This is a genomic window from Streptomyces aurantiacus JA 4570 (assembly GCF_000414115.1).
Lineage (GTDB): Bacteria > Actinomycetota > Actinomycetes > Streptomycetales > Streptomycetaceae > Streptomyces > Streptomyces aurantiacus_A.
Genome location: NZ_AOPZ01000010.1, coordinates 1 through 22,005, shown reverse-complemented (window position 1 = coordinate 22,005; position 22,005 = coordinate 1). Strand labels below are relative to the sequence as shown.

21 protein-coding genes and 4 pseudogenes are annotated in these 22,005 nt (G+C 68.5%); 9 read left to right on the top strand and 16 right to left on the bottom strand.

Annotated elements, in window-relative coordinates; genetic code table 11:
• Window positions 1-360: 360 nt before the first annotated feature.
• From STRAU_RS42820 to STRAU_RS39830, 3 genes and pseudogenes are all read left to right on the top strand, one after another.
• Window positions 361-657 carry a hypothetical protein gene (locus STRAU_RS42820; protein WP_078620907.1) on the top strand — a complete coding sequence of 99 codons (297 nt, stop codon included), beginning with the start codon at window positions 361-363 and terminating at the stop codon, window positions 655-657.
• Window positions 658-750: 93 nt separating this feature from the next.
• On the top strand, window positions 751-1,536 hold the full coding sequence (locus tag STRAU_RS01535) for an ArsR/SmtB family transcription factor (RefSeq protein WP_016638447.1): 786 nt from the start codon (window positions 751-753) through the stop codon (window positions 1,534-1,536).
• Between the two features lie 201 nt (window positions 1,537-1,737).
• Window positions 1,738-1,968 (top strand): annotated as a pseudogene (locus STRAU_RS39830) (Tn3 family transposase); the annotation flags it as partial.
• Between the two features lie 622 nt (window positions 1,969-2,590).
• On the opposite strand, the gene STRAU_RS01525 reads toward STRAU_RS39830, so the two are convergent.
• From STRAU_RS01525 to STRAU_RS01495, 9 genes and pseudogenes are all read right to left on the bottom strand, one after another.
• Complete coding sequence (locus tag STRAU_RS01525; RefSeq protein ID WP_016638445.1) at window positions 2,591-2,986, bottom strand: hypothetical protein; 396 nt, start codon at window positions 2,984-2,986, stop codon at window positions 2,591-2,593.
• A 39-nt stretch (window positions 2,987-3,025) separates the two neighbouring features.
• A complete protein-coding gene (locus tag STRAU_RS01520; RefSeq protein WP_016638444.1) occupies window positions 3,026-3,328 on the bottom strand; it encodes a hypothetical protein in 303 nt (100 codons plus the stop codon).
• Window positions 3,329-3,386: 58 nt separating this feature from the next.
• Window positions 3,387-3,722, bottom strand: coding sequence for a hypothetical protein (locus STRAU_RS01515; protein WP_037657001.1), 336 nt, complete (start codon window positions 3,720-3,722; stop codon window positions 3,387-3,389).
• 21 nt (window positions 3,723-3,743) lie between these two features.
• On the bottom strand, window positions 3,744-4,313 hold the full coding sequence (locus STRAU_RS01510) for an SMI1/KNR4 family protein (RefSeq protein ID WP_037657000.1): 570 nt from the start codon (window positions 4,311-4,313) through the stop codon (window positions 3,744-3,746).
• A 604-nt stretch (window positions 4,314-4,917) separates the two neighbouring features.
• Window positions 4,918-5,454, bottom strand: coding sequence for a hypothetical protein (locus STRAU_RS01505; protein WP_016638441.1), 537 nt, complete (start codon window positions 5,452-5,454; stop codon window positions 4,918-4,920).
• A gap of 62 nt (window positions 5,455-5,516) precedes the next feature.
• Window positions 5,517-7,118 (bottom strand): helix-turn-helix domain-containing protein, encoded by a 1,602-nt coding sequence (locus STRAU_RS43370; protein WP_016638440.1) that lies wholly within the window; start codon window positions 7,116-7,118, stop codon window positions 5,517-5,519.
• 76 nt (window positions 7,119-7,194) lie between these two features.
• Window positions 7,195-7,335: a hypothetical protein gene (locus tag STRAU_RS42165; RefSeq protein ID WP_016638439.1), complete on the bottom strand. Its 141-nt coding sequence runs from the start codon at window positions 7,333-7,335 to the stop codon at window positions 7,195-7,197.
• 174 nt (window positions 7,336-7,509) lie between these two features.
• A pseudogene (locus STRAU_RS43365) lies at window positions 7,510-7,736 on the bottom strand (GntR family transcriptional regulator); the annotation flags it as partial.
• Window positions 7,737-7,759: 23 nt separating this feature from the next.
• Window positions 7,760-8,193 (bottom strand): annotated as a pseudogene (locus STRAU_RS01495) (dihydrofolate reductase family protein); the annotation flags it as partial.
• Between the two features lie 267 nt (window positions 8,194-8,460).
• Between STRAU_RS01495 and STRAU_RS42160 the strand changes: the two are divergent.
• From STRAU_RS42160 to STRAU_RS39810, 4 genes and pseudogenes are all read left to right on the top strand, one after another.
• Window positions 8,461-8,631 carry a hypothetical protein gene (locus tag STRAU_RS42160; protein ID WP_016638437.1) on the top strand — a complete coding sequence of 57 codons (171 nt, stop codon included), beginning with the start codon at window positions 8,461-8,463 and terminating at the stop codon, window positions 8,629-8,631.
• An 80-nt stretch (window positions 8,632-8,711) separates the two neighbouring features.
• Complete coding sequence (locus STRAU_RS01490) at window positions 8,712-11,921, top strand: lantibiotic dehydratase (RefSeq protein ID WP_158691992.1); 3,210 nt, start codon at window positions 8,712-8,714, stop codon at window positions 11,919-11,921.
• Between the two features lie 152 nt (window positions 11,922-12,073).
• Complete coding sequence (locus STRAU_RS01485; protein WP_158691991.1) at window positions 12,074-13,378, top strand: lanthionine synthetase C family protein; 1,305 nt, start codon at window positions 12,074-12,076, stop codon at window positions 13,376-13,378.
• Window positions 13,379-13,567: 189 nt separating this feature from the next.
• Window positions 13,568-13,956: pseudogene (locus STRAU_RS39810) on the top strand (transposase); the annotation flags it as partial.
• Between the two features lie 20 nt (window positions 13,957-13,976).
• Here STRAU_RS39810 and STRAU_RS42155 read toward each other — a convergent pair.
• Window positions 13,977-14,585 (bottom strand): zinc finger domain-containing protein, encoded by a 609-nt coding sequence (locus STRAU_RS42155; RefSeq protein ID WP_016638432.1) that lies wholly within the window; start codon window positions 14,583-14,585, stop codon window positions 13,977-13,979.
• A 219-nt stretch (window positions 14,586-14,804) separates the two neighbouring features.
• Window positions 14,805-15,599: a hypothetical protein gene (locus STRAU_RS01460; RefSeq protein WP_016638431.1), complete on the bottom strand. Its 795-nt coding sequence runs from the start codon at window positions 15,597-15,599 to the stop codon at window positions 14,805-14,807.
• Between the two features lie 598 nt (window positions 15,600-16,197).
• Between STRAU_RS01460 and STRAU_RS44625 the strand changes: the two genes are divergently transcribed.
• Together STRAU_RS44625 and STRAU_RS01450 are read left to right on the top strand one after the other, a co-directional pair.
• Entirely contained in the window at window positions 16,198-16,482 is a 285-nt protein-coding gene (locus STRAU_RS44625; RefSeq protein ID WP_078620909.1) for a NucA/NucB deoxyribonuclease domain-containing protein, read from the top strand.
• 115 nt (window positions 16,483-16,597) lie between these two features.
• Complete coding sequence (locus STRAU_RS01450) at window positions 16,598-16,912, top strand: hypothetical protein (protein WP_016638429.1); 315 nt, start codon at window positions 16,598-16,600, stop codon at window positions 16,910-16,912.
• 62 nt (window positions 16,913-16,974) lie between these two features.
• On the opposite strand, the gene STRAU_RS01445 is transcribed toward STRAU_RS01450, so the two are convergent.
• The 5 genes from STRAU_RS01445 to STRAU_RS01425 form a co-directional block, all read right to left on the bottom strand.
• Window positions 16,975-17,856, bottom strand: coding sequence for a geranyl diphosphate 2-C-methyltransferase (locus tag STRAU_RS01445; protein ID WP_016638428.1), 882 nt, complete (start codon window positions 17,854-17,856; stop codon window positions 16,975-16,977).
• A 17-nt stretch (window positions 17,857-17,873) separates the two neighbouring features.
• Window positions 17,874-19,178 carry a family 2 encapsulin nanocompartment cargo protein terpene cyclase gene (locus tag STRAU_RS01440; protein WP_016638427.1) on the bottom strand — a complete coding sequence of 435 codons (1,305 nt, stop codon included), beginning with the start codon at window positions 19,176-19,178 and terminating at the stop codon, window positions 17,874-17,876.
• Window positions 19,179-19,300: 122 nt separating this feature from the next.
• A complete protein-coding gene (locus STRAU_RS01435) occupies window positions 19,301-20,710 on the bottom strand; it encodes a family 2B encapsulin nanocompartment shell protein (protein WP_037656989.1) in 1,410 nt (469 codons plus the stop codon).
• A gap of 269 nt (window positions 20,711-20,979) precedes the next feature.
• Window positions 20,980-21,192 (bottom strand): hypothetical protein, encoded by a 213-nt coding sequence (locus STRAU_RS01430; protein WP_016638424.1) that lies wholly within the window; start codon window positions 21,190-21,192, stop codon window positions 20,980-20,982.
• 178 nt (window positions 21,193-21,370) lie between these two features.
• On the bottom strand, window positions 21,371-21,757 hold the full coding sequence (locus STRAU_RS01425) for a hypothetical protein (protein ID WP_016638423.1): 387 nt from the start codon (window positions 21,755-21,757) through the stop codon (window positions 21,371-21,373).
• Window positions 21,758-22,005 lie beyond the last annotated feature (248 nt).

Sequence of the window (22,005 nt, the reverse complement as noted above, 5' to 3'; positions counted from 1 at the left end):
CTGCGGGGCGGTCCCGGTGGTCCGGGTCTGCGGCCCCGGTGTGAGGGTCGGCCTACCGCTCGATTCCCCTGACGGGGAATCATATTGCCTACTCAAGGGGCTAATTCGGCCGCCGAACACCGATGATAGTTCCCTCCGGCCCTGCGGGCCTCCGGTCACCGGGTCCGCGCTCCCGCGCTCCCCTGCAACTACAGAATGCAGCCACGAGGGGGGCGGTTGTCAAGCACTTCACCCGGATCCATCGACATCACCCAACGTGATATCTGACGTGAACACGAGCAGGATATTGGTCTACACCACGAAGAAAAAGCAGAAAGTGGAAATCCGGACCGGATTCCAGTCGGAGTCAAGTCGACGGCAATGCAAAAACTGCGCCGACCGGAAAAGGGCGCCATTCCTCATGCGAAACCCGTATCAAAGACACCCGACAGCCGAGCCCAAAACGATCAAAACGCCCCGCACACCCAATGCAGAAACCGCATCACCAACGACACCACCAAAGCGAGCCTCGCCGCCGCCGAGCAGAAGGTCGCCATGATGCGCGACGTTTCCGCCCGACACACGGCCGTGCACCTCGGGATGCCGGACTTTCGGACCAGCGCCGGCCGTCTCACCCCCCGGCCCGTCCAGCGGCTGAAGCTGTGCCGCATCTCCTAGGGGGCGATTTTCAGGAATACCAAGCACCAATCCACCTGCCCTTTGACACGCAACCAAATGGTTGCCAATCTGATGGTGAGGGGGTTGGATGGCATGGACGAGGTGTTCAAGGCGCTCGCACACACGAGCCGACGGCAGCTGCTGGACCGGCTGAACGAGCGGGCCGGTCAGAGCCTGCTCGAACTGTGTGCGGGACTGGAGATGACCAGACAGGCGGTGTCCAAGCATCTGTTGGTGCTGGAGAGCGCGGGCCTGGTCACAACGGTCCGGCGCGGCCGGGAGAGGCTGCACTACCTCAACCCCGTGCCCATCCACGACATGGCTGACCGCTGGATCGGCCAGTATGAGCGGGGCCGGATGGCCGCGCTCAGCAACTTGAAGCAGGCCCTGGAAGGAACGGCGATGAGCAAGCCCGAGTTCGTTTACACGATCTACATCCACACCACGCCCGAGAAACTCTGGGAGGGTCTTACCAGCCCGGAGTTCCTGAAGGAATACCACGGTGGCTGGGCGCCCGCTTCCGACTGGAAGGTCGGTTCGAAGGTGCTGTGGCCGGTTGAGGACGGTGGCGAGCCGCAGGACCTCGGCCAGGTCGTCACCGAGTCGGAGCCCGGCAAGCGGCTCGCCTACTCCTGGCACACGCTGCAGCCGATGCATCAGGAGATGTTCGGCATGAGCGACGCGGAGTTCGCCGAGGCGGCCAAGGAGCGCTCGAAGGTCGCCTTCGACATCGAGCCGGCCGAGGAGCCGGAACTGGGTGTGAAGCTGACTATCACCCACGATGGTTTTACCTCGGCAGACTCCAAGATGCTTGAAGGTGTCAGCGGCGGCTGGATCATGATGCTGTCGGAGCTAAAGACGATTCTGGAGAATGCCTGACCCGTTTCTCGGCCGATCTGCTGCGAGCGGATCTGCCGCCCCATATGCTCCTTGTTCGAGGGGGGGCGACACATCCTCTGCCACCACGTGGGGCATCCGCGACACACCGGACGAGCCGCGGATGCTCAACTTTCTTGAAGTCGCATTCCGTTACGGAGCCCGAGAAGTCGGCAACCCTCCGTTGTGCTGGGCTAGTTCTAAGACCAGCTCGGCGCGCTCGGCCTGGTCCTCAACGCCATCGTGCTCTGGACCACGAAGTACATCGACGCTGCCGTCGCCCAGCTGAAGGCCGAGGGCCACGAGCTCCGCGACGAGGACATCGCCCGGCTGTCTCCGCTCAAGCACCGCAACCTCAACGTGCTCGGCCGCTACAGCTTCACCGCTTCCACCCCGGCCGCCGGCGCCCTGCGCCCGCTGCGCGACCCTGAGGCGGCCGGGGGCCTGGCTGTATCAGGTGATCCGTGCCGAGGCGGCGCGCCTCGCCCGCCAGAGAGCCAGGCGAGGCCAGTTGGAGGCGCGGCGGCTTTCCCTCATATTCGCTGGAGTGAGTGATCGTGTTCCATTCGTGCAGGATCTGCACGGGGACATGACGAAGGTGTCCAGGCATTTGACTGGCCATCCATAGCGGGCGTCGGTCACATACTCACAGAACAGCCTCAGCCCATTTTGATGATTGCGTGCGTGCCGTCGAGAAGGCGAAGTCCCGCCTCTGACCCCGCAGATGATCAATGAACGCTTCGACTTCTGCGGGCTGCCACTGCCAGGGGTCATCCACGCGTGAAACAGCTCACCCGCGCCCGAACCCAACCCCACCCCGACCCCAACGTGAACGAACCTGCCCAACCATCACAGCACGTCACCGATCAAGGGATGTGACACAGGCACTTGGGTCCGGTTCATCAGGCGCGGGCGCGGCCGCGGGCTCGCCGAGCACCACCAGGACCACGAGGCGCCGGCGGCGACGAGGCGGCCGACAGAGACCAGAACGACGAGGCGCCGGCGGCCCTACGACGATCGACGAGGCGGGCCTCCCACGTCGGTTGGTTCGGCTCCGTCACGAACCTGTATCGGCCGCCATTCGTTCCACCCACTCACGCACGGTCGTTGCTCGCTCGATGCGGCTGGCGATGTCCTTCTTGGACGCCGTTTCCAAGGTCTCCGGGATCTTGTCGAAGGTGTCGGGAAGGACGTCGAGGAGACCCCAGATCTGTTCGCCGGTGCTGACAGTCAGCAGTTGCTGGCACCTCCACTGCAGCGGCATCTCCGGACGGTGCGTGAGCCGCTGCACGAGCATGGGGAACAGGTAGTGCGTCGCTTCTAGGGCGAGGTGCTCTTGGAGCCAGTCGACCGGAAGGCGCTGACTGAAGCCGTGCATGGCGGCTTCCTGGGTCAGATCCAGGAGCTGAGCGGTGTCGACGGCTCGGACGGTGCGGGGAAGCGTCGGGGTCATGGCGCGATGATGCCAAGAAGCCTGTGCGGCGCCGAGAGGTCAGCTGGGCCGGGATGCGATCTGGCGACGGGCAGGACCCCAGAGTTCCTCGAACTCCTCGAAGGTGAGCTGCTTGGGGTCGTGGCCTTCCCATTCAGAGACGGGCAGCTCGGCTGTAATCCCGAATCTGCTGTCGTACTCATCGAGGCGGCCTGCATCGCGGGCTCGCTGCCACTCGGCCAGGGAGGCAGCTGCGATCGGGGTCAGCTCAGGCCCTTCGAGTTCGACCTGCCGGATCACCCAGCCTTCAGCGTCGACCTCGGAGTAGAACCAGGTGTCTTCCTCGTCCCAGTAGCAGCGCATCCATGTGGTCACCCGGCCATGATGCCGGGCCAGATGCGCCGCCCTACTCCGCTTCATCTCATGACTGGGCGATGAATCCTGCGGATCGGTCGAGCTGGAAAGGGGAACCGCCCCGGGTTGGATCCCAGCCTTGATCCCGTGCCTCTCGAATGCTGGCAGCAACGTGAGCCGGACGAATGGGCTCCGTCTCGACGCCCACCCAGTTACTGGGATGGGCCTGGCCGCTGGTGACGATCAAGGTCGTGCCCGGCTGGCTGCCGCTGGCCAATTTGACCGCGTAGGTCATCGGTGTCCAGCAGAGGCCCTGCATGTAGGAGCGCTTCCTGCGGATCCGCCAGCGGTACTCGATCCCGTCAACGGTTATGCGCCGGGAACCCTTCTTGTTCAGCGCCATCTTCCCTCCTCCGCTGCAGTACTAACCCCTCACATCGGCCCAGACCAGTGTTCCCGGGAAATCGGTGTCCATATCGATGGCCCGCCACTCATCACCGTCGCCCATGACCGCGATCCACGGGGGCGGGGATGCCAGGGCGTTTCCCGTGACTTCGAGCACGGCCGAAAGGGATGCCCACCCCGGGCCTTCGAACCAGCGGTAGCCGGTCTCCTCGATGTCCCATGACCCGAGATGCCCCGTCTGGGTGTCGACGACAAGCTGCATCTCGCCCAGCGCGCCGATCGGCACGATCAAGCGGCTGTCGTCCGAGCCGTATTGATCGTTCTTCAGCTTGTACTTGAGCGTTCCAAGATGCTCGTCAGCGATTTGCTCGACGCTGTAGAGCGCGAACGTGGACGGGATGACATCGGTGAGCCCCGACCCGTCGTGCCGTAACAGCGATTGCTCAACATCCTCGGGCAGCCGCACGCTGAGAGCGCTGCAGAGACCGTTCAACTCGGAGCGGGTGCACGGCCCTGGCAGGGGCCGTTCTTGCGGAGCGTACTGGTCAAGCCAGCGTTCGATCTTCTCCCACGACTCATCCACCGACACTCGTGTCCTCCGCTCGCCAACAGACCGACATGTGGTGCCGGTCCCGCCACAGCGGGCAGGACCGGCACCACCTAGGAAATCATCAGACGCGTGCTACGGGCACGGCTTGGTCAGCACTCCTGCCACGGGGCGCTGTTGCTCTCGGCTCCGCATCACCGTGGAATTGCCCGCGGCATCAGGAGGGTGAGAGCCCCGAGCCACCAACCGGGGTCGCCCGACGCCTCCCAAGCCGTACAGGTGTCGTTGCCCAGTAAGTTCCCGAAAAGTGTTTCTGGCCTCGGTACCAACGGAACGTTCGCTACGGAGATGCCGACGCCAGCAGGGCCCTGGACACGGTCTCCCAGAACAGTTCCTCGACACTCTTGCCGTTTTGGAAGCGAACGCTGACTGCTACAGCGGAACTGTCCACGGCGTACCCCCAGCCCGGGTCGTGCCCTGTACAGCCACGATGCTCGCCTCCGGCGATGAGGCAGGCCCGGGCCGGCCTGCATCGCCCAAAGAGTGAACGCGCTGACCTGCCCGATCTCAGGAAGGCGCCATAAGTGGCCCTGATGTGCAGTCAGTTCTGAGAATATGGCGCGAGTTTTGAGAACCTACAGGAGTGTCAGGCGCTGATGCCGACGGCGGAGACGTAGGCGTAGGCCGCGTAGTCGCTGTCGAGGTCGGTGATGATGTCGTCCCAGATCTCATCGAGTGCGTCGGTGTCCTGGGCGGCCCAGGCGTCGACCAGGTCGCCCCACACGTACCGGACGGTGATCGAGCGGTCGGTGAGGTTGGGGCGCTCGCGGCCGCGGGCGACGGCGCTCTGGTCGACGGGGTAGATCTCGACGCTGCGGCCCTGGCCGCTGTTGTCGAGGTGGCGCTTGAGCCAGCCGGAGCGGATCAGGTTTGCGCGGCGGCGTACCCAGTACGCGGCATCGAGGCGTTCCAGGTTGGCCTTGGAGGGGCGGGACTTGCCTTTGTACCAGGACTTGATGGCGCGGTCGCTGACGCCCTGGGCGCGCAGTTCGTCACGGCCGGCCTGGCTGTTGAGGTAGCGCAGGCGGGCGTTCTGCCCGCGTTGGGAGCCGATCGGTGAGGCGATGCCGGACTGGTAGACGATCCGGTTCAACTCCAGGACCAGGGCCTGGCCGCCCTTCAAGCCACGGGCGTTGTACTTTTGCCACTCGCCCCATTCGGCCCATAGGTCAGGCGATCCAGACACTACCGGCTACCCCCGAGCGTATAGGTGTTCTTCGCCTTCACCTGGTTCAGCGCACGGCCCTCGGGAAAGACAGGCTGCCAGTCCCCTGCGACATGCAGTTCGTCGGTGCCGGAAATCTCGATCACGGTCAGGCCCGCCGTGCTGGCTTTGTATGCCTTGCGCCACAGGTTCGTGAACGCCTTCGAGCGGATAATGTGCATCCAGTCCGGGCGGCGGATATCTGTGTTCGCGCTGGACTCGCCGATCGTGGACACGAACTTAGAATACATGGACTTCACGTACTCCACGACGAGTTCATCGTTTTCCGTGATCGCGTTATCGCGGGATTCCGCAAGAGCGCGGCGCAGTTTCTCCAGGAGGTTTTCGGTGGCGCCGGACAGCATTGCCCGGTGAATCTCGGGTGCCGCGCACAGGTCCCACTTCGTGCAGTCGAGCAGGAGGCGCACCAGGGAGTCCGGGACCCAGACCGGGCCGGGCTCCTTGCGGGCCCCGAGGGGGTTGGGCAGGTCCGTGTGCTCCCAGGCGGGCGGGGTGATCTGGTAGACGCCGGACCGTTTCGGATCGTGGATCCCGGAGGTGTCTTCCACCAGCTTCCCGACGGGGAGCCAGCATTTGAATGCGGAGAGATAGGCCGCGTTCATGTCGAGGGCGGTCACCTCGATCTGCTCGCCCTTCTTGGCCAGGTCGAGAGCGTTCTTGTTCCGCCACTTCGGGCGGCCCTCCCAGATCTCGTCAGCGCCCTTCTGTGATTTCTTCCGCAGAATTCCGTCAGTGGGCGGGAACTTCGAGTGCGCGTACCGGCCGCCGACCCTGGAGCGGTCGAAGAGGGCCATCACGTCGGGGATCGCGGTCTTGATGAGCGCGGCCTGTGCCGCCTCGACGTCGCCCTGCGACCAGGCCAGGACGTCCCGCACCCGGGCGTGGATCTGGTCGACGAGCGTCCCCGAGGCATACCCGGGCGCCCGGCCCGCCGCCGTCGGCCGCCGGTCCTCCGCAGCCGCAGCCGGGGCGGGGGCGGGGTCCTCGGCGATCGCCGGGGCGGGGTCCTGCTCGGGTTCGGGCTGCGGGTCGCCGGGGTACGGCGTCGCGGGCTCCCCCGGGCCCGTGGGCGCGCCTTCCTCCTCCTGGTGCTCGTCCTCGGGGTAGTTGGCGAGCGGCTCGGCCGCGTCCTGGGCCTCGGCGCACTCTTCGCTCGTCAGGTGCTGCCAGATGCCCTCCACCTCGTCCGCAGCCGGCTGCCCGCACAGCACGCACGGCCCGCTCAGGGCCTGGCTGTGCGGCACCGCCACCGGCCTTGGAGCAGGAGGAGCTGCGGGCGGCACGGCGAGCGGCAGCGATGCTTGCGCGGGGCCGGTGCGGCGGTCGGCGGACAGCGCCGTCACGGCGTGCGTGGGGCCGGCGAGCAGATCGAGGACCGACATGCCGTAGTGCGCGGCGAGTTGGTCGCAGTCATCCAGGGTCCAGTGCGCCTTGCCGGTCTGCTTCCGTGAGACCTGCGCCTGTGCCAGGCCGATCCCCTCGGCCAGCATCGCCTGACGCTCTCCCGTTCGGGTCATGAGCGCCGTGACGGTGAGTCTGAGCAGTTCCTCCGTACTCATCATGAACCCCAACCTAGCATCCTCAATGCGAATTACGCATAGAGAATGCGGGATCGGTGTTCGTGTTGCAGTACCGGGGTCACGGTTCGGGAAGGTCGCCTGCGCGTGCCATGACCCGGACGAGGTGCACGGTGAGCAGCGCCTGGGCAAGCGCGCCCTCGGCGGCGTCGAGGCAGAGGTGCGCGAGGGCGCTCACCGCGGCGCCGGCGCCCCGGGGCACGGGAGGAAGTCAAGTCCAGCCTGCTCCTGGCCGTCTCCTGGCCGTCGCCCCGGTCCCGTCTGCCGAAGGCATGGGGACCGCTGATCCTGCTGAACGAGCCGGGTCCGCCCTCCTTGGTGGGGGCCGTGTACAGCACGAAGCTTCCACCGGACTTCCGTCCCGGATCCCCGGGGCGCGGTGGTGGAGGTGGCGGGTCCTCCGCATCCAGGAGTCGCGTGCCGACCACGATGATGGCATCGGCCGTCGGGAGGTACGGTCAGAGAAGGCCGGAACGGCGCAGCCGCGGTTGGGAAGCCGGCGGCGAAGCCCTCACCGACCAGCCGTACGAGCGCTTCGCGCACGACGGCCAGGCTCACGCCCTGCCCCTTGGCGAGGTCCTGGGGTTTGGAGGAATCACCGGGGCGTGGTCCCCGCCTCCCTGAGCAACGAGGTCGGCGTCGAGGAACTCCCGGATGGTGGTGGCCCTGCCGCCGAGCCGGACGTCCTTGCCCTGCGCCGCCTCCCTCGCCCGCGTGAGGACCGTGGCCGGGTCGCCGTCGACGAAGTGGAACGTGGTGTCGGAGAGCGTGAACGAAGGGCGCTCGTGGTGGGTCATGACGAACACCGGAGTGCGGAACGGCGGCTCGTCGCCCCACCAGCCGCGCCACTCGTGGTCCTGCCAGGGTCCGCGCTGGGGCCCGAACTTGTTGCAGCCCATGATCTCGGCACCGATGTTGCGCTCGTAGTCCCGCGTGAAGTAGTCGTCAAGGCCCCGGCTCCCTCCGGAGTCCGTGCGCAAGCGCCGACGCCATCGCTCGAGACGCCGAAATTCTGGACTCTCAGTAGCTGGTCACGTGTTCCTCCTGTGGTGTCGGACAACGGTAGTGAGACTCCGCGGACCCGGCGAAGCTCATCGCACGACCTGTGTCGGGCCCCTCCAGCCGCCTCGCACACCCCGCGGATCAGCAGCCCCACCCGCCCCTCCCCATCGAATGAATCACGCCAACTCCCGGCATGCACAGGCGGATTGTCGTCACGCTGACGTGTCTAGGACGTAGGCCGGGGCTTTACGATGAGGCCTCTCGTGTCAGCTGCGAGTGCGACATTCGTCCGCTGGATTCTCGTTCACTGAAGGAGTGTCGTTCCATGCTCTCTGCTACTACGGAAGTCACGGAGGACGTCGCGCTCGACGACGTCTTCGACCTCGACGTGGAGATAGCCCTCAGCTCCGCCGAACCCGACGCGGCCTTCCCCACGATCGGTTGCTCGGGAAGCTGTCAGACCGTCCTCAATCCCGTCACCTGCATCACCTGTTAGTCCTCAAACAGTTGAGGACATCGATGCCAGCTGAAGGGGCCCTCTCCGAAGGGCCCCTTCAGCCCGTGTACCGAGCTCTGTTGCGCGCCCCCTTGCGCGATCCGCGACCACCCGGGTGGCTCGCCGCCTCCTCCCCCGTCGAGCTCCTGCACGGCGCCGCGGCGGACGCGGTGTTCATGGACGCCCTCGGTGTCGCCAGTCCGTCCCTCGCGCGGCTGGTAGGCCTCAGCAAGGACCGAGGCGGACCAGCGGCAAAACCAGACGCCCAGCTGCGCAAGGCGGCTCTTTCGGTGGCCCGCTACGAGAGCCGCATCCGCACGCGGTGCACTCCGTTCGGGCTCTTCGCCGGGGTCGCCCCGGCGCGGGCGGGAGAGGCGGCCAAGGTGCGCTGGCAGTCCGGTCCCGTCAGCCGTACCCAGGTCGACCTCGACTGGCTGGCCGGTCTCGTCCGGGAGTGGGAGAGCGATCCGGAGATCTTCGTACACCTCGCGCTCCACCGTCACGCGGGCCTGGTGACGCGGGGGCAGCGCCTCGTGGTGCTCGCCCCGTCCAACTCCACTCCGGGGGCCGGCGATCGGCCCAAGGACGAGATCTCGGTGCGGCACACCGCGGCCGTGCGGGCCGCGCTGGACAGCGTGCGGGACGGCGTGGCCGTGGGCGATGTCGTACGCGACCTGGAGCGGCGCTTCCCGGGCGCTCCCCCGGGCGCGGCGCTACGGGTGGTCCGGCAGCTGGTCGACCAGGAGTTCCTGTTCACGGAGTTGCGCCCGCGCCTGGACGGCTCTGATGCCCTGGAACAGGTCACCTCCGTTCTTGAGCGGATCGCGAAGGACTGTGCGGCAGCCCGTATGCCCTTGGAGGCGCTACGTCGGGTCGCCGCTGCCCGCACGCGGTACGACGCCACGCCCCTGGGACAGCGGTATCAGCCACTCCGCGACCTCAACGCCCGTATGCGCGAGTTGAGAGAGGCCGAGCGCTCCCTTCATGTGGACCTGGCGCTGGGCGCGGAAGTGCACCTGCCCGTCAGCGTCTTCGACGAGGCGGCGCGCGCGGCCGGTGTGCTGTGGCGCCTCTCCTCGCCCGTGCCCGGCGCCGCCCACCTAGGCGCCTATCACGAGGCGTTCCTGGAGCGCTATGGACAGGACCGGCTCGTACCGCTCCCGGAACTGCTCGACGACACCCGGGGCCTCGGGGCTCCCGCCGGATACAAGTGGCCGCAGCACGCGGCGCGACCGGCCACCGCCACCGCCACCGCCGCCACCACGGGACGGCCCTCTTCCGGCACTGAACTCGGCCGACTGCTGGGCCGGTTGGTGGCCGATGCCTGCCGTGCGGGGCGCAGCGAAGTGGTCCTGGACGACGCGCTCGTGGACCGCCTTGCGCCGAACCCGCCGGGCGCCCACCAGGTGCCGGATTCCTGCGAGTTCTACTGTCAGCTCGTCGCCGCGTCCGAGGAGGCGCTGTCCGGCGGGGACTACCTGCTGGCGGCCGGTCCCTGGCCCGGTCCGCTGGAGGCGGGGGCGAGCATGGGCCGGTTCGCGGGGCTGCTGGGCACGCTGCCGGATGAGGTGGCCGCCGCGTGCGCGCGGGACAGCGCGCCGGACCAGGACTCCGAGTTGCCTCTCACCATCGCGTACCAGCCTCGCCTCAGTCGGGCGCGCAACGTCGCCAACTGCCCGCCGACCGCGCTGCTTCGGATCTCGTTGGGCAGCCCGTCGACGACCGAGACGCAGGAGGTCGGCCTCCACGAGATCGCCGTCGGCGCCGACCGTGACGCCCTGTACGCGGTGCACCTGCCGTCGGGGCGCAGGGTGCGGCCGCGCGCCGATCACGCGCTCGATGCGCAGGGGCAGGCCCCGAACGCGGCGCGGCTGCTGCTCGACATCGGCCGGTTCGGACACCACTACCCGCGCCCGTGGGAGTGGGGCCCGCTCAGCGATCTGCCCGCTCTGCCACGGGTGCGGTACGGCAGGGCGGTCCTCGCCGCCGCGCGGTGGCGCCTGGACGAACTGGGCGAGCGGATCCGCGACCAGCAGGCCCACGCGAGCAAGAGGGGCGACAAGGCCGAAGATGCCTGGCGGGAAGCGGTCGCGGTGTGGCGGGACCGCTGGGCGGTGCCCCGGCATGTGGTGGTGGGTCAGTTCGACCGACGGCTGCGGCTCGATCTGGAGTGCCGCTGGCACCTGGACGTGCTGCGCGACCTCGTCGCCAAGCAACCCGACTTGATCGCCGAGGAGTTGCCCGGCGGCAGCGAGCGGCCGGACGGGTGGCTGCGAGACGGCTCCGACGCGCCACGCCTTGCCGAACTGGTCGTGCCGCTGCTTCGCACGGCGAGGAATGCCGAGATCGCCCCAACCCCCTTGTCAGCGCGGACCGTTGAGATCGCGAATCGCCCCCGCCAGTCCTTGCCCGGCGAGGAGTGGCTGTACGGCAAGCTCTACCTTCCCGCGCGGTCCGTCGACTCCTTCCTGCGCGAGCGGCTTTCCCCGTTCCTTCACGGATTGACGGACGACGAGCGCGCCGCCACGGACCGCTGGTTCTTCATCCGCTACCGCGACGACGACGATCATCTGCGGCTGCGGTTCCACGGGACGCCTGACGCGCTGTGGCAGTGCCTGTTCCCCCGACTGCGGGAGGCGGTGCGGCGGTGGACGGACGAGGGCGTGATCGGCCGGTTCGCCCTCGACACCTACGACCCGGAGTGGGAGCGCTACGGCGGGCCGCAGGTCCAGGAGTCCGCCGAGCGCTACTTCTGCGCCGACAGCCGGGCGGCCCTCATACTCCTGTCGGCCGCCCACACCGGTGGTCTCGACCTGGACAGTACGGGGCTCGCCGCGCTGACGGTGGCGTCGCTGGCGCAGGGACTCGCTCAACCGCCCCCCATGGACGACGTGGTCAGGAGATACGAGGGCCAGGATGAGCTGGGGGCGGCCTGGCTGTGCCGTCTGGCATCCGCACGGGAGCTGCCGGAGGACTTCCGCGAGCGCCGCGCCGCGTGGCTGCGTCTCATCGACCCGGCGGGCGACTGGCCGGGGCTGCGGCAGAGCGAACAGGGCCTGGCGGTCGTCACCGCGCTCAAGGAGTCCACCGCGGCCCTTCGCGCGTACGTGGACCAGCTCGCCGCGCACGCCGGGCCGGACACCCCTCCGCTCGCCCACGTCGTGCCGAGCCTGACGCACATGGCCTGCAACCGCCTCGTGGGCTACGCACGAGACCGCGAACGTCACGCCCTCGCGCTGGCCCGCGCCTGCATCGTGGCTCACGCCGACCGGCGAAGGCACCAGCGATGACCGCATCATCTCCGCACACGCCTCGCACGCGTACGCTTTCCCCGCGCACCTCTCCCCAGCCCGCCGGACGGACGGCCGCCCCGAGCACCTCGGCACCGGCCTCCTCGGAAGCGGCCGGGTCATCGGAAGCGGCCGGGTCAGTGGAGGCGGTCGTGTCGCGTGTGGCCGAAGCCCTCACCGATCCGCAGCGGGTGACGCGGAACGCGGCGGGCTCGGACGACTGCCCGGGCGCCACGCGCGCGGACAGCCTGGAGGGCCACGCGGGAGTGGCCCTGTTCTTCGCCGAACTCGCCCGCCGCGACCGTTCCTGGCTGCGTGCCGCCCACGCCCACGTCTCCGCCGCCGCGCAGGCGCTCGCGAACGGAACCGCTTCCGTGGGCCTGCACATGGGTCCCGCGGCCGTCCTGGCCGCGGTGCAGGCCTGCGCCCCGCTGGGCGGCCACTACCCGCGGCTGCGCTCCCGCCTCGTCGCGTACGTGGCGGACGAGCAGCGTGGACGGGTGGCGGCGGAGCGTGCGGCCGCGGCCCGTGAGGGCGGGGTGCGCTGGGCCTCGTACGACGCCATCGCCGGGCTGTGCGGGACCGGGCGGCTGCTGCTGACCGCGCTGGTGGAGGGCGGCGCCGAGGAGCGCGCGGCGAGCGGACCCGCGCTGCGGGACACCCTCGACTACTTCACCGAGCTGTCCCGGCCGGTCACTGCGTACGGGCGTACGGTGCCCGGCTGGTGGGTGCCGCGGCATCTCCTGGTGATGGACGCCGACCGCGAGCAGTACCCGCGGGGCGAGTTCAACGTCGGTCTGGCGCATGGGATCTCCGGCCCGCTGACGTTGCTCGCACTCTGTGCGCAGCACGGTGTCACTGTGCCCGGCCAGGACGGTGCGCTGCACCGCATCGGCGGCTGGGTCGCGGAACGGGCGCTCTCCGACGACGCGGGCCCGTACTGGCCGACGCGCATCGCCTTCGACGACGAGGCTTCGCGCCCACCCCACCTGGCAGGCGCCGCCCTCCAGCCCGTCCCGCGGCCGAGCTGGTGCTACGGCGCCCCCGGCGTCGCCTCCGCCCTCCACCAAGCGGGGCAGGCGACGGACACCGCGGACTGGCAGCGCCTGGCCCGCGCCGCCCTGTCCGCCCTACCGCTCCGTGACCGGGCGCCGGGCCCAGACCCTCTGCCCGAGCCCATCGTCTGCCACGGCCAGGCCGGGCTCCTCCAGACGGTGTGGCGGCTCGGCCGCACGACTGGGGACACCGCGCTCCTCGACCAGGCGGCCACCGCTGGCACCCGCCTCCTCCAACTCGCCGATACAGATGCCCCGTTCTGCTTCCCCCCGGCGAAGCAGCCCGTAGCGGGCATCCTGCAAGGCGCCGCCGGCATCGGCGCGTCGCTGCTGTCCCTGACCGCGTCCGACGGCCCAGACACCCACCTGGCCCACTGGGACCGCGTCCTGCTGCTCTCTTGACGCCTTAGGCCCCACTGACGCCCCTGGGCCCCACGCGACCGCGCTTCGTCACATACGTATGCGGCGCCGCCCTGGCAGCCCCGCCTCCCGCGCTCAGAGGGCGTTTTCATGCTATTCGGAGGGTAATGCGGTGAATTCTGGTGAGTGGCTGGTGAGTTGTGTGCGGGGCACGTCTCTCACGTGACAGGCGTGATCGACACGACCGGCCTGCTGCTGACCGTCCTGGTCACCGCCGCGAGCATCCAGGACTCCACCGCCGGCGAGAGACTGCTCGACCGGATCGCCGCCGCAAGGGCTGGGCGGACCGCGTCTATCGCGAGTACCTCGTCGACCACGCCGCCCGCCTCGGCATCGACCTCGAAATCGTCCGCCGCACCCCCGGCACCCGCGGTTTCGCCGTGCAACCACGCAGGTGGTGCGTGGAGAGAACGCTCGGCTGGCTGATGTTGAACCGCCGTCTGGCCCGCGACTACGAGGCCCTCCCGGCCCGCTCCACCGCCATGATCTACATCGCGATGATCGCCCTGATGGCACGACGCCTGACCAGAGAACCCACCCCAACCTGGCGAGGGCTCTGATACCTCGTCAAAGCCGCGTCTCAGGACGAAACATTGGGAGAAAACGCCCTCTGAGAGCCTGCCCTTGGTTCGCACGCCATCGCGGCGTCGACCCGTTCGACGTGCGGACGCTTGCGTCGCTTCCCGTCATGGACACATGCGGTCTGAGGTCGGACGTGGCATACGGGGCAGGGCTGTGCGCTGATGGCGTCCTCGCGAGGGCTGGAGGCCAGCCAGAGGGAACGCTGGGCTTCGTGCAGCTTCCGTCGAGCTTCTTCCTGCTGCTCGAGGGCGTACCGCTGTTCGGCCTGTGGAGTGCGATCCTCGAGCGGATCGCCGAGGATTTCGCGGGGGTCCGCGTCCAGCGGCGGCTGGGCCACCCGCAGGGTGTAGATGTTCGTGGCCTCGACGACAAACTCCTTGGGCCAGTGGACCCCGGCAAGTTGGCGCCGTGCCCTGTGGAGGGGACGCACGACGAGCCCTTGGGGGCTCTGGCATAGGGCGGCGGCCGGGACCATGCAGTGCGGGCAGGCCACCGAGAGGATGCCGATCAGGTTGAGGCGCCGGTCGCCGGTCTCGCGCTGCCGCTCTTCCTCGGCTACCCGCTTGCGTTCTTCTGCGACCTGTTGCCGCTCATGTTCCCGTTGCATGTCCTCGGGGGCCAGGTGGGCCCGGCAGGGCTCCCGGGTGATATCCCACCCGCACGGTTCGCCATTCTTCTTCGGCTGCCCGCACCGGAAGGGGTTGTGGAAGTCAACTGCCACAATCTCGCCCCCGCCGCCGCCTGATGGACCCGGTCCTCACCGAGACGAAGACCTATCACGGGACAACCTTTAGTAGCTGTTTTCGATCCCTGTGAGTGCCAACCACTAAGTGGGGTCGGTTCCCAGTGTTCGGCGTGCAGCGGTGACCAGGGCGTCCCATGCTTCTGTGTACCGGTCCCCGGCCTCGATGACGATGAGGGTCTGGTCCTCGTCGGGGAGGTAGGCGAGCAAACGGCGCTGCTCGACGGTCAGTTCGCGGACATCTTCCAAGGCCCTCGTGGCTTCAAGACGCCAGCGCGCGAGGTCCTCCTGTGTCGTGTCGTCGACTGGGTGAGGCGCGGACGGCGTCGTCACGGCGAGGTGTGCTCGACCGGCTGATGAGTCGTGGCCCTGCGCGGCGGCGAGGTCGCGCAGGACTGTATGTGCGCTGATGAGGTCTCTGCCCCTGATGGATTGCTCGACGTGAGAGAACGTTCTGTCCTGTAGATCGGAGACCAGGGAGCGCATCTCGGCGGGTGCGCCGAGTTCGGCCTCGGCGTACGCGTAAAGCAGGGCATGCCGCCGCTCCTCTACGTCGGCTTCAAGAGCCGGTCCGTCCACGGTGATCAGACTGCCAGCGATACGGACGTCCGCGCTCAATGCGTAGAGCCGATTCGCGCTCTCGTGGAGAGCGGCGGCTGAGCGAAGGTATTCGGCGAGGATCGCCCAACGGCGTTCGGCCATTGCTTGACGCGCCGTGGCGGTGGCGGTGGTGGTGGCTGCGTCGCGTGCGGCTTGGGCCTGGTCGTGTCCGCCGCGGGCTTGGATGCGGGCGCCGAGCACCATGCCGGCGAAGGTTCCGACGATGGTGCCACCCACACCGATCGCACCGATCAGCGCGACGGCTATGTCGCTGTCCACGCGCTCAACCTCTCACGTACCGGTTTGACCACGGCCTTCGGGTCCTTCCAGGACCGGCGCGAGAACCGCGGCCGAAGTGCTGGAGAACTCTCGGCGCCTGAGCCCAGGCGTCCAAGATCCCCAACAGAGTCAACCTGAGAGCCTACCTTTGAACCTCGTGGTCGCGCAGAGCGCGGGCGCAGCCGCTCGGTGCGTACGAGGGGCGTGCATCTCCCCAGGACATGAGGGAGGGGGCGCGCCGAGCATCGCTGTGCAGACAGGAGTTCAAACAGGCTCTAAGTGACCCACGGGCTGAGAGCCCGTCCTTGAACGCCCGTCGTGCGCGCGGAGCGCGGGCGCAGCGGCGCAGTAGTGCCTCCCCTGCTCGAGCGAAACGCAGCGCAGTCGAGGGTCCGTGGGACCGCGGGGCACCCGAAGAAGGACAGTGCTTCCTCGAAGTACACCTACACCTTCACCAAAGCCGGATACACGCCCGGCGGCTTCAACTACCGCACGGTGCCCTTCCGCTGCGATGACACCTTCTGGAGCGGAGCCACCCGCCTGATAAGGGCCGGATGCGTGTTCCACACGTTCATCCCTGTCATGACCACGATGCGCGATCTCCCGCACATCGCCCAGAACATCCGCAACGTCCAGGCCGGCGGCGGCCACTACGGGCGCATCGGATCAGGCAAACCGCTGCACCGCGAGGGCAGCAAGGCGATCGCCAAGCAGAACCGCGACAAGGTGTGCCCGCCCCGGCAGACACCGCCCCGGGCCGGGCCTGTCATGCGACGAGTATCCCTTCGCCAGCACCCGCGAGGGCGGGCATGACGTCCCCGCGAACAGCCGCGGCACAGCCTGGGTCCCCGAGGACGAACAGGACTACTGGGCGCAAGTCTGACCCGTAGCACCAGCACCAGCACCAGCACCACAGGATCCGGGTGCCGTGCCGGCTCATCGGGCACGGCACCCACTCCACCCCGCGGCCAGCGGCGAAGAAAGGGGCCCACCAGGTCATGCAGATCCCTGTCTCACACCACCAGTACGAGCTGCTCGACACCGACGCGGAAGCCCCCCTCGAGCGCATCGACGACAGGCGGGCCGGCAACGGCCTGGTCAGCGTGAACACGGAGGGCACCCACGCCAGCGTGAAGACCGGCACCCCGCACGGCGACCTCGACGTCACCTTCGACATCCAGCCCGCTGAAGCACAAGCCGACTTCGGTGACTGGGAAGAGGTCGTCGAAGCCAGCCTCTACTCCAGCGGCGACGGCCCGCTGGCCGGCGACCCCGTCACACCACACTCGGCCCGGCTCGACGAACGCACCTGAGCGCCCGCCTTACGCGGACGGACGGGCCCCGCCCTGTCAGTACGCAGTGGGGTCAGCCCGGTTCAGACCCGGTCGGCTGCGATGAGGAGATACTGGAAGGACCCGTCCTTGTAGGAGTTGATGAACGCGTCCTCGATTCCCGTGACCAGCGAGGACGTGGCCCGCAGCTCCCAGTAGGGCAGGGTGGCGGGGGTGAGGTCGACAACGGCCTGCGGCACGAGGCGGTTGTCGGCCATGGCGCGCAGGTACTCACGGCGCGAGTGGATGTTGCACTCGAAGTGCGCGTTGATCTGGGAGACCCACTTCGAGGGCTGGCCGTACCGCGGGTTCCAGCAGCCGGTGATGGTCACGTAGCGACCGCCGGCCTCGAGGATGCGGGAGTGTTCGGCGAAGAGGTCGTGCAGGTCGACGTACATGCTCGACTCGTTGTTCCACGAGGCCGCGGCCTGCCCCGTCTCGAAAGGCGTGGCGAGCATGTTGCAGACGCGGGCCCGGACGTGGTTCTGGATGCGGAGTTCGCGGGCGCGCTGGTTGGCGAAGTCGGCCTGCTTGGCCGACAGGGTGACACCTTCGACCTTGCAGCCGAAGCGCTGGTGCGCCATCACCATGGAGCCGCCCCGGCCACAGCCGGCGTCCACCAGGGTGTCGTCAGGCCCGATGTCGCCGAGGTGTCCCAGAAGGAACTCGGCCTGTGCCGACTCCAATCGGTGGAGCTCGGCGATCAGCTTCTTCTCGCTCTCGCTGTCCTCGGCGTCACCGAGCGCGGCATGGTCGACTTCACCGAGGCCGTAGTGGTGGTGGTAGAGACCGTCGACATCGCCGAGACGCAGGTTCACGGGCCTGGCCTCCCCGTCCCAGTAGCGGGCGATGTCCCCCTGGTAGGGCGTCGCCGGGCCGGGGATGCGCACAGGGGTGTCGGTGGCGGTGAGTTCGGTGCTGGTCACAGATGTGTCCATTCTTCCTACCAGAAGTCGGGCAGGCGGTAGCGATAGGTGTTGGTCTGGTGCCAGTGGTGGTTACCGTCGACCCATGCGGCCACGCCCCGCAGGAAGCGCTGCACACTCGGGACGGGACAGTCCGCCGCCAGGGCGGCGGCGTGGGACTCGAAGTCGCGCATGAGGTCGTTGTGGACCTCGACCGACTTCAGATAGGCGTCCCGGTCGGACAGGCCCTCACGTTCGGCGATCACGACGGGCAGGTTCAGGTGCCTGCCGGGAGAGTCGAGTTCCTTGGTGTACGAGTACAGGTCGTTCACGATCGTCGTCGCGTTCGACGCGAGCGCGATGACTTTCTGCATGGCGCTCTGGGCGTGCAGGTCCGCCGGGAGTTCGTAGCCGCCGACGGTGTCGGTGATCGTCGGGCAGGGACGGAAGTTGTTGAACTGGCGCATCGCCAGGTACTCCCACACCTCAGGTACGTGATCCATCTGAGCCCAAGCGGCTTCGGCGAGGTACCCCATGTGCAGCCGGGCCATGTCGTGCCGGAACCGGTCGGCCTGGGAGGGGGTGGCCGCTTGGACGAAGTACTCCATGGCGGAGCGGTAGGCGCGCCGAGGTGCGTCCGCGTGGAGCGACCTCGCCCAGGGCTGCTGGTACTCCTGCGTCGTGTGCAGGGGGTCGAGGGCGGTGTGCGCCAGCAGAAGGCGCTCCCCGAGGCCGACGGGCGAGCCCCCGTGGTCCTCGCAGTAGCAGTCGTCCACCGCGTTCTCGGCCACCATCAGGCGGGTGGCGAGCATCAGGTGGTCGACGGTGGGCGCGTCCGGATGGCAGGCGACCATGTAGCGGCCCACGGAGAAGCCGTCGAACTCCTCCTCCCAGTCGTCCGGGTACAGGGCGACCTCGTCCAGCGCCCAGGACTTGATTCTGCGGCTGACCTCCTCGACCCGCACCGGGTCGGGCTCGGGCACCGGGTGATGGTAGAGGCCCGGGATCGGCCTGCCCTCCGCCGGAGCTGCCGACGGCACGGGGTGCTTCTCTTGCCCGAGCAGAGGCTCCTCTTGCCGGAACAGGTGCAGGCCCTGGGTGCCCAGGCCGCTGGGGCCACGCAGGATCCGTTCCAGGTCGATGCCCGGGGCCGGCGCCGCGGCTGCCGGGGCGTCGAGGGGAGGCAGGGCGGGGGACGGTACGGGGGGCGGGTCGGGCGGGTCGCCGGTGGCGGCTTTGATGTCGCAGGCGCGGGCCGCGGCCTCGGCGAGGACGTGCGCCCCGAAGCGGGAGGCGGCGTCGGGCAGACTCGATTGCGGAGGTGTCAGCTCAGGCACGGGCATCCATGGCTCCTTGGTGGGATGGGCGGCCCGTCAGGGGCCTTTCGGGCATGCGCGACCGGCCCACATGGTCCGAGGGCCTGCCGCCCCGGGGTCGCGCCCTGTCTCACGGACCGGGCCCGTCACTAGGGCCAGCGGGCAATCTGCACGTTCTCCAGCACACCGACCGCGTCCGGCACGAGGATCGCGGCGGAGTAGTACGTGCTGACGAGGTAGGAGGTGATCGCCTTCTCGTCGACGCCCATGAAGCGGACCGACAAGCCCGGTTCGTACTCGTCCGGCAGACCGGTCTGATGCAGACCGATGACACCCTGGTTGTCCTCGCCGGTACGCATGATGAGGATCGAGCTGGTCTTCTCCTTCGTGATGGGGATCTTGTTGCAGGGAAGAATCGGGACTCCGCGCCAGGCCGGAACGTTCTGGCCGCCGAGGTCGACGTGGTCCGGATAGAGGCCGCGCGCGTTGAACTCACGCCCGATCGCCGCGATCGTCCTGGGATGGGCGAGGTAGAACTTCGAGCCGCGGCGGCGGCAGAGCAGCTCGTCCATGTCGTCCGGGGTCGGCGGGCCGGAGTGTGTCTGAAAGCGCTGCTTGAAGTCGGCGTTGTGGAGAAGGCCGAACTCCCGGTTGTTGATCAGCTCGTCCTCCTGGCGCTCGCGCAACGCCTCGATGGTGAGCCTGAGTTGCTCCTTGGTCTGGTTCATCGGCCCGTTGAAGAGGTCGGCGACCCTGGTGTGGATCCGCAGAACGGTCTGCGCGACCGAGAGTTCGTACTCGCGCGGTGTGACCTCGTAGTCGACGAACGCGCCGGGCAGCTCGTGCTCGCCGGTGTGGCCGGCCGACATCGCGATCTCCGCCTCACCGCGATGATTCTGCCGCCGGCTGGAGAGCGACCTGAACTCCTCGATGTGCTCCCGCAGGCCCGGCGCCGCCTCCAGCACGGCTGCGAAGTCGGCGCGCGACAAGGTGAGCAGCGTGCCCGGCGTCTCGGCGGTGGCGGTGTGCGCCCACTGGGCGTCCTCGTCCAGCAGGGCGTGCTCTCCGAACCGTTCACCATCGGCGAGTACGTCAAGGGCGACCTCGTCGCCGTACCTGCCGACGGACGTCTGGCCGATGCGGCCGTGCGCGATCAGGTAGAGCCGGTCCGCCGGCGCACCGCGCTCCACCAGCGTCTCGCCGGGCCGGAACTCGCGTTGGACGCACCGCTCGGCGAGCGCCGTCAGCACCTCCACGTCGTCGAAGCCGCGCAGCAGAGCCAGTTCACCGAGCTCTCGGGGGATCACCCGGACATCGGCACCGTCCTGAATGAACTCCACGCACCCGTCGCCGACGGTGTAGTTCAGACGACGGTTCACCCGGTAGTGCCCGCCCTTGGCCTCCACCCAGGGGAGCATCCGCAGCAGCCAGCGGGAGGTGATCTCCTGCATCTGCGGGGCGGACTTGGTGGTGTGGGTGAGGTTGCGGGCAGCCGCTGTACCCAGGCTGGATTGCGGGGGCAGCTCCAGTCGCTCTTCCGGGCTCGAGTCAACAGTCATCGGGCCAGCTCTCCTTGGTCAGGACGGTGACGCGCGCATGAGGGCTCCACCGCGGGAAGCGGAGCGCAAAGGGGTATACGAGTGGGAACCCGGCCAGATCCATGAGGACACTAACGGCCGGTCCACCCCCCGAGCCAAGGGAAGCCGGGGACATTAACTCAATGCGATGATCTGGCTCGCGCGGTGTTTGCCCAGATACCGACGGGATCCAGCCACGTCTGCCTGCACCCCCTCACCGTCTTCGTCGGCTCCGCACAGGAGCACCTCGATCAGTGCCCGGGTGCCGTCGTGTTCACCATGGCTCTTGCGGGGGCCTGGGCCCACCAGGCGTCGTGGACAGGGGTGAACTTGCCTGCCGAGCGGGCCTGTTCGAGGGCGGCGGCGCCGGGGAAGGCATCCGGCTTGCGGATCAGGGCCCCCAGGTAGTGGTCCAGCTCCAGGCGGCAGCTGCCCTTGGCGATCAGCCGTTCGTGCCGGGCCACTTCACTGCTCGACCATCTCGTTCAGTTCCGCCGGCGAGTCGACCTCAGGCACCGGGGCGAAGTGGTTGCGGCGGAAGTAGGCGCGCTCGCAACTACCAGCCTGCTGTCATCGCCCCCGCCCCGCGGGGCGAGTTCCCCGCTTTCGCTGAACATCAACTGGCCCGACGGTGACTGCAGTTCAGGGCGGACATCGGTCGGGCTTCCAACACGATCGACGCGTGCGGGCGACGGTCGAGGGCCACCTGCGGTTCTGTGCGGCCGAAGGCGCAGATCCCGTGCCGGCCGGTGCGGACACGGTTGCCGCCTGGATCGGGGGCATGCTCGGCCGTCCCCGCCAGCGCTCAGCGAAGGCGCCGCTGTATCCGGCCACGAAGTACCCGGTGCCTCCGGTCCGCGGCCGGAACTCCTCCGCGTCAGCGGCCTCCTCGAAGCCCATCCGCTCCTGCGCCACCGCGCCGTCCGCGGCGCCGAGTCGGCCCTGCTCGTACTCGCGGAGTACGTCTTTCAGCGCGGCCTCGTACGACTGGCCGCTCTGCTCCGCCCGGCGGCGGGCGGCGTTCCTCAATGCCTGGTTCTTCGCTCCCGCGACGGGGTTCCCCTCGCTGCGCGCACGGCCCCGTGACCCGGGTACGCCGGCGGCGGCGCGGCCGCCTCGGCGGGCACCAGGACGAGGCGACGTATGGGGTGTGGGACAGCGAGGGGGTGGCGGAGCTGCCCCGCGTGGTGGGGCATCCCCGGCAGAGTCATTATGCCGCCAGTGCTATGACGTCATGGTGATGCTGGTCTTGGACGCCTCAACTCGACCGCCATAGC

What these genes read in the sequence shown, in the direction of transcription:
- STRAU_RS42820 (WP_078620907.1), top strand. Translation starts at nt 361, where the DNA reads ATGCAAAAACTGCGCCGACCGGAAAAGGGCGCCATTCCTCATGCGAAA.
- STRAU_RS01535 (WP_016638447.1), top strand. Translation starts at nt 751, where the DNA reads ATGGACGAGGTGTTCAAGGCGCTCGCACACACGAGCCGACGGCAGCTG.
- STRAU_RS01525 (WP_016638445.1), bottom strand. Translation starts at nt 2,986, where the DNA reads ATGACCCCGACGCTTCCCCGCACCGTCCGAGCCGTCGACACCGCTCAG.
- STRAU_RS01520 (WP_016638444.1), bottom strand. Translation starts at nt 3,328, where the DNA reads ATGCGCTGCTACTGGGACGAGGAAGACACCTGGTTCTACTCCGAGGTC.
- STRAU_RS01515 (WP_037657001.1), bottom strand. Translation starts at nt 3,722, where the DNA reads ATGGCGCTGAACAAGAAGGGTTCCCGGCGCATAACCGTTGACGGGATC.
- STRAU_RS43370 (WP_016638440.1), bottom strand. Translation starts at nt 7,118, where the DNA reads ATGATGAGTACGGAGGAACTGCTCAGACTCACCGTCACGGCGCTCATG.
- STRAU_RS42160 (WP_016638437.1), top strand. Translation starts at nt 8,461, where the DNA reads ATGCTCTCTGCTACTACGGAAGTCACGGAGGACGTCGCGCTCGACGAC.
- STRAU_RS42155 (WP_016638432.1), bottom strand. Translation starts at nt 14,585, where the DNA reads ATGCAACGGGAACATGAGCGGCAACAGGTCGCAGAAGAACGCAAGCGG.
- STRAU_RS01450 (WP_016638429.1), top strand. Translation starts at nt 16,598, where the DNA reads ATGCAGATCCCTGTCTCACACCACCAGTACGAGCTGCTCGACACCGAC.
- STRAU_RS01440 (WP_016638427.1), bottom strand. Translation starts at nt 19,178, where the DNA reads ATGCCCGTGCCTGAGCTGACACCTCCGCAATCGAGTCTGCCCGACGCC.
- STRAU_RS01435 (WP_037656989.1), bottom strand. Translation starts at nt 20,710, where the DNA reads ATGACTGTTGACTCGAGCCCGGAAGAGCGACTGGAGCTGCCCCCGCAA.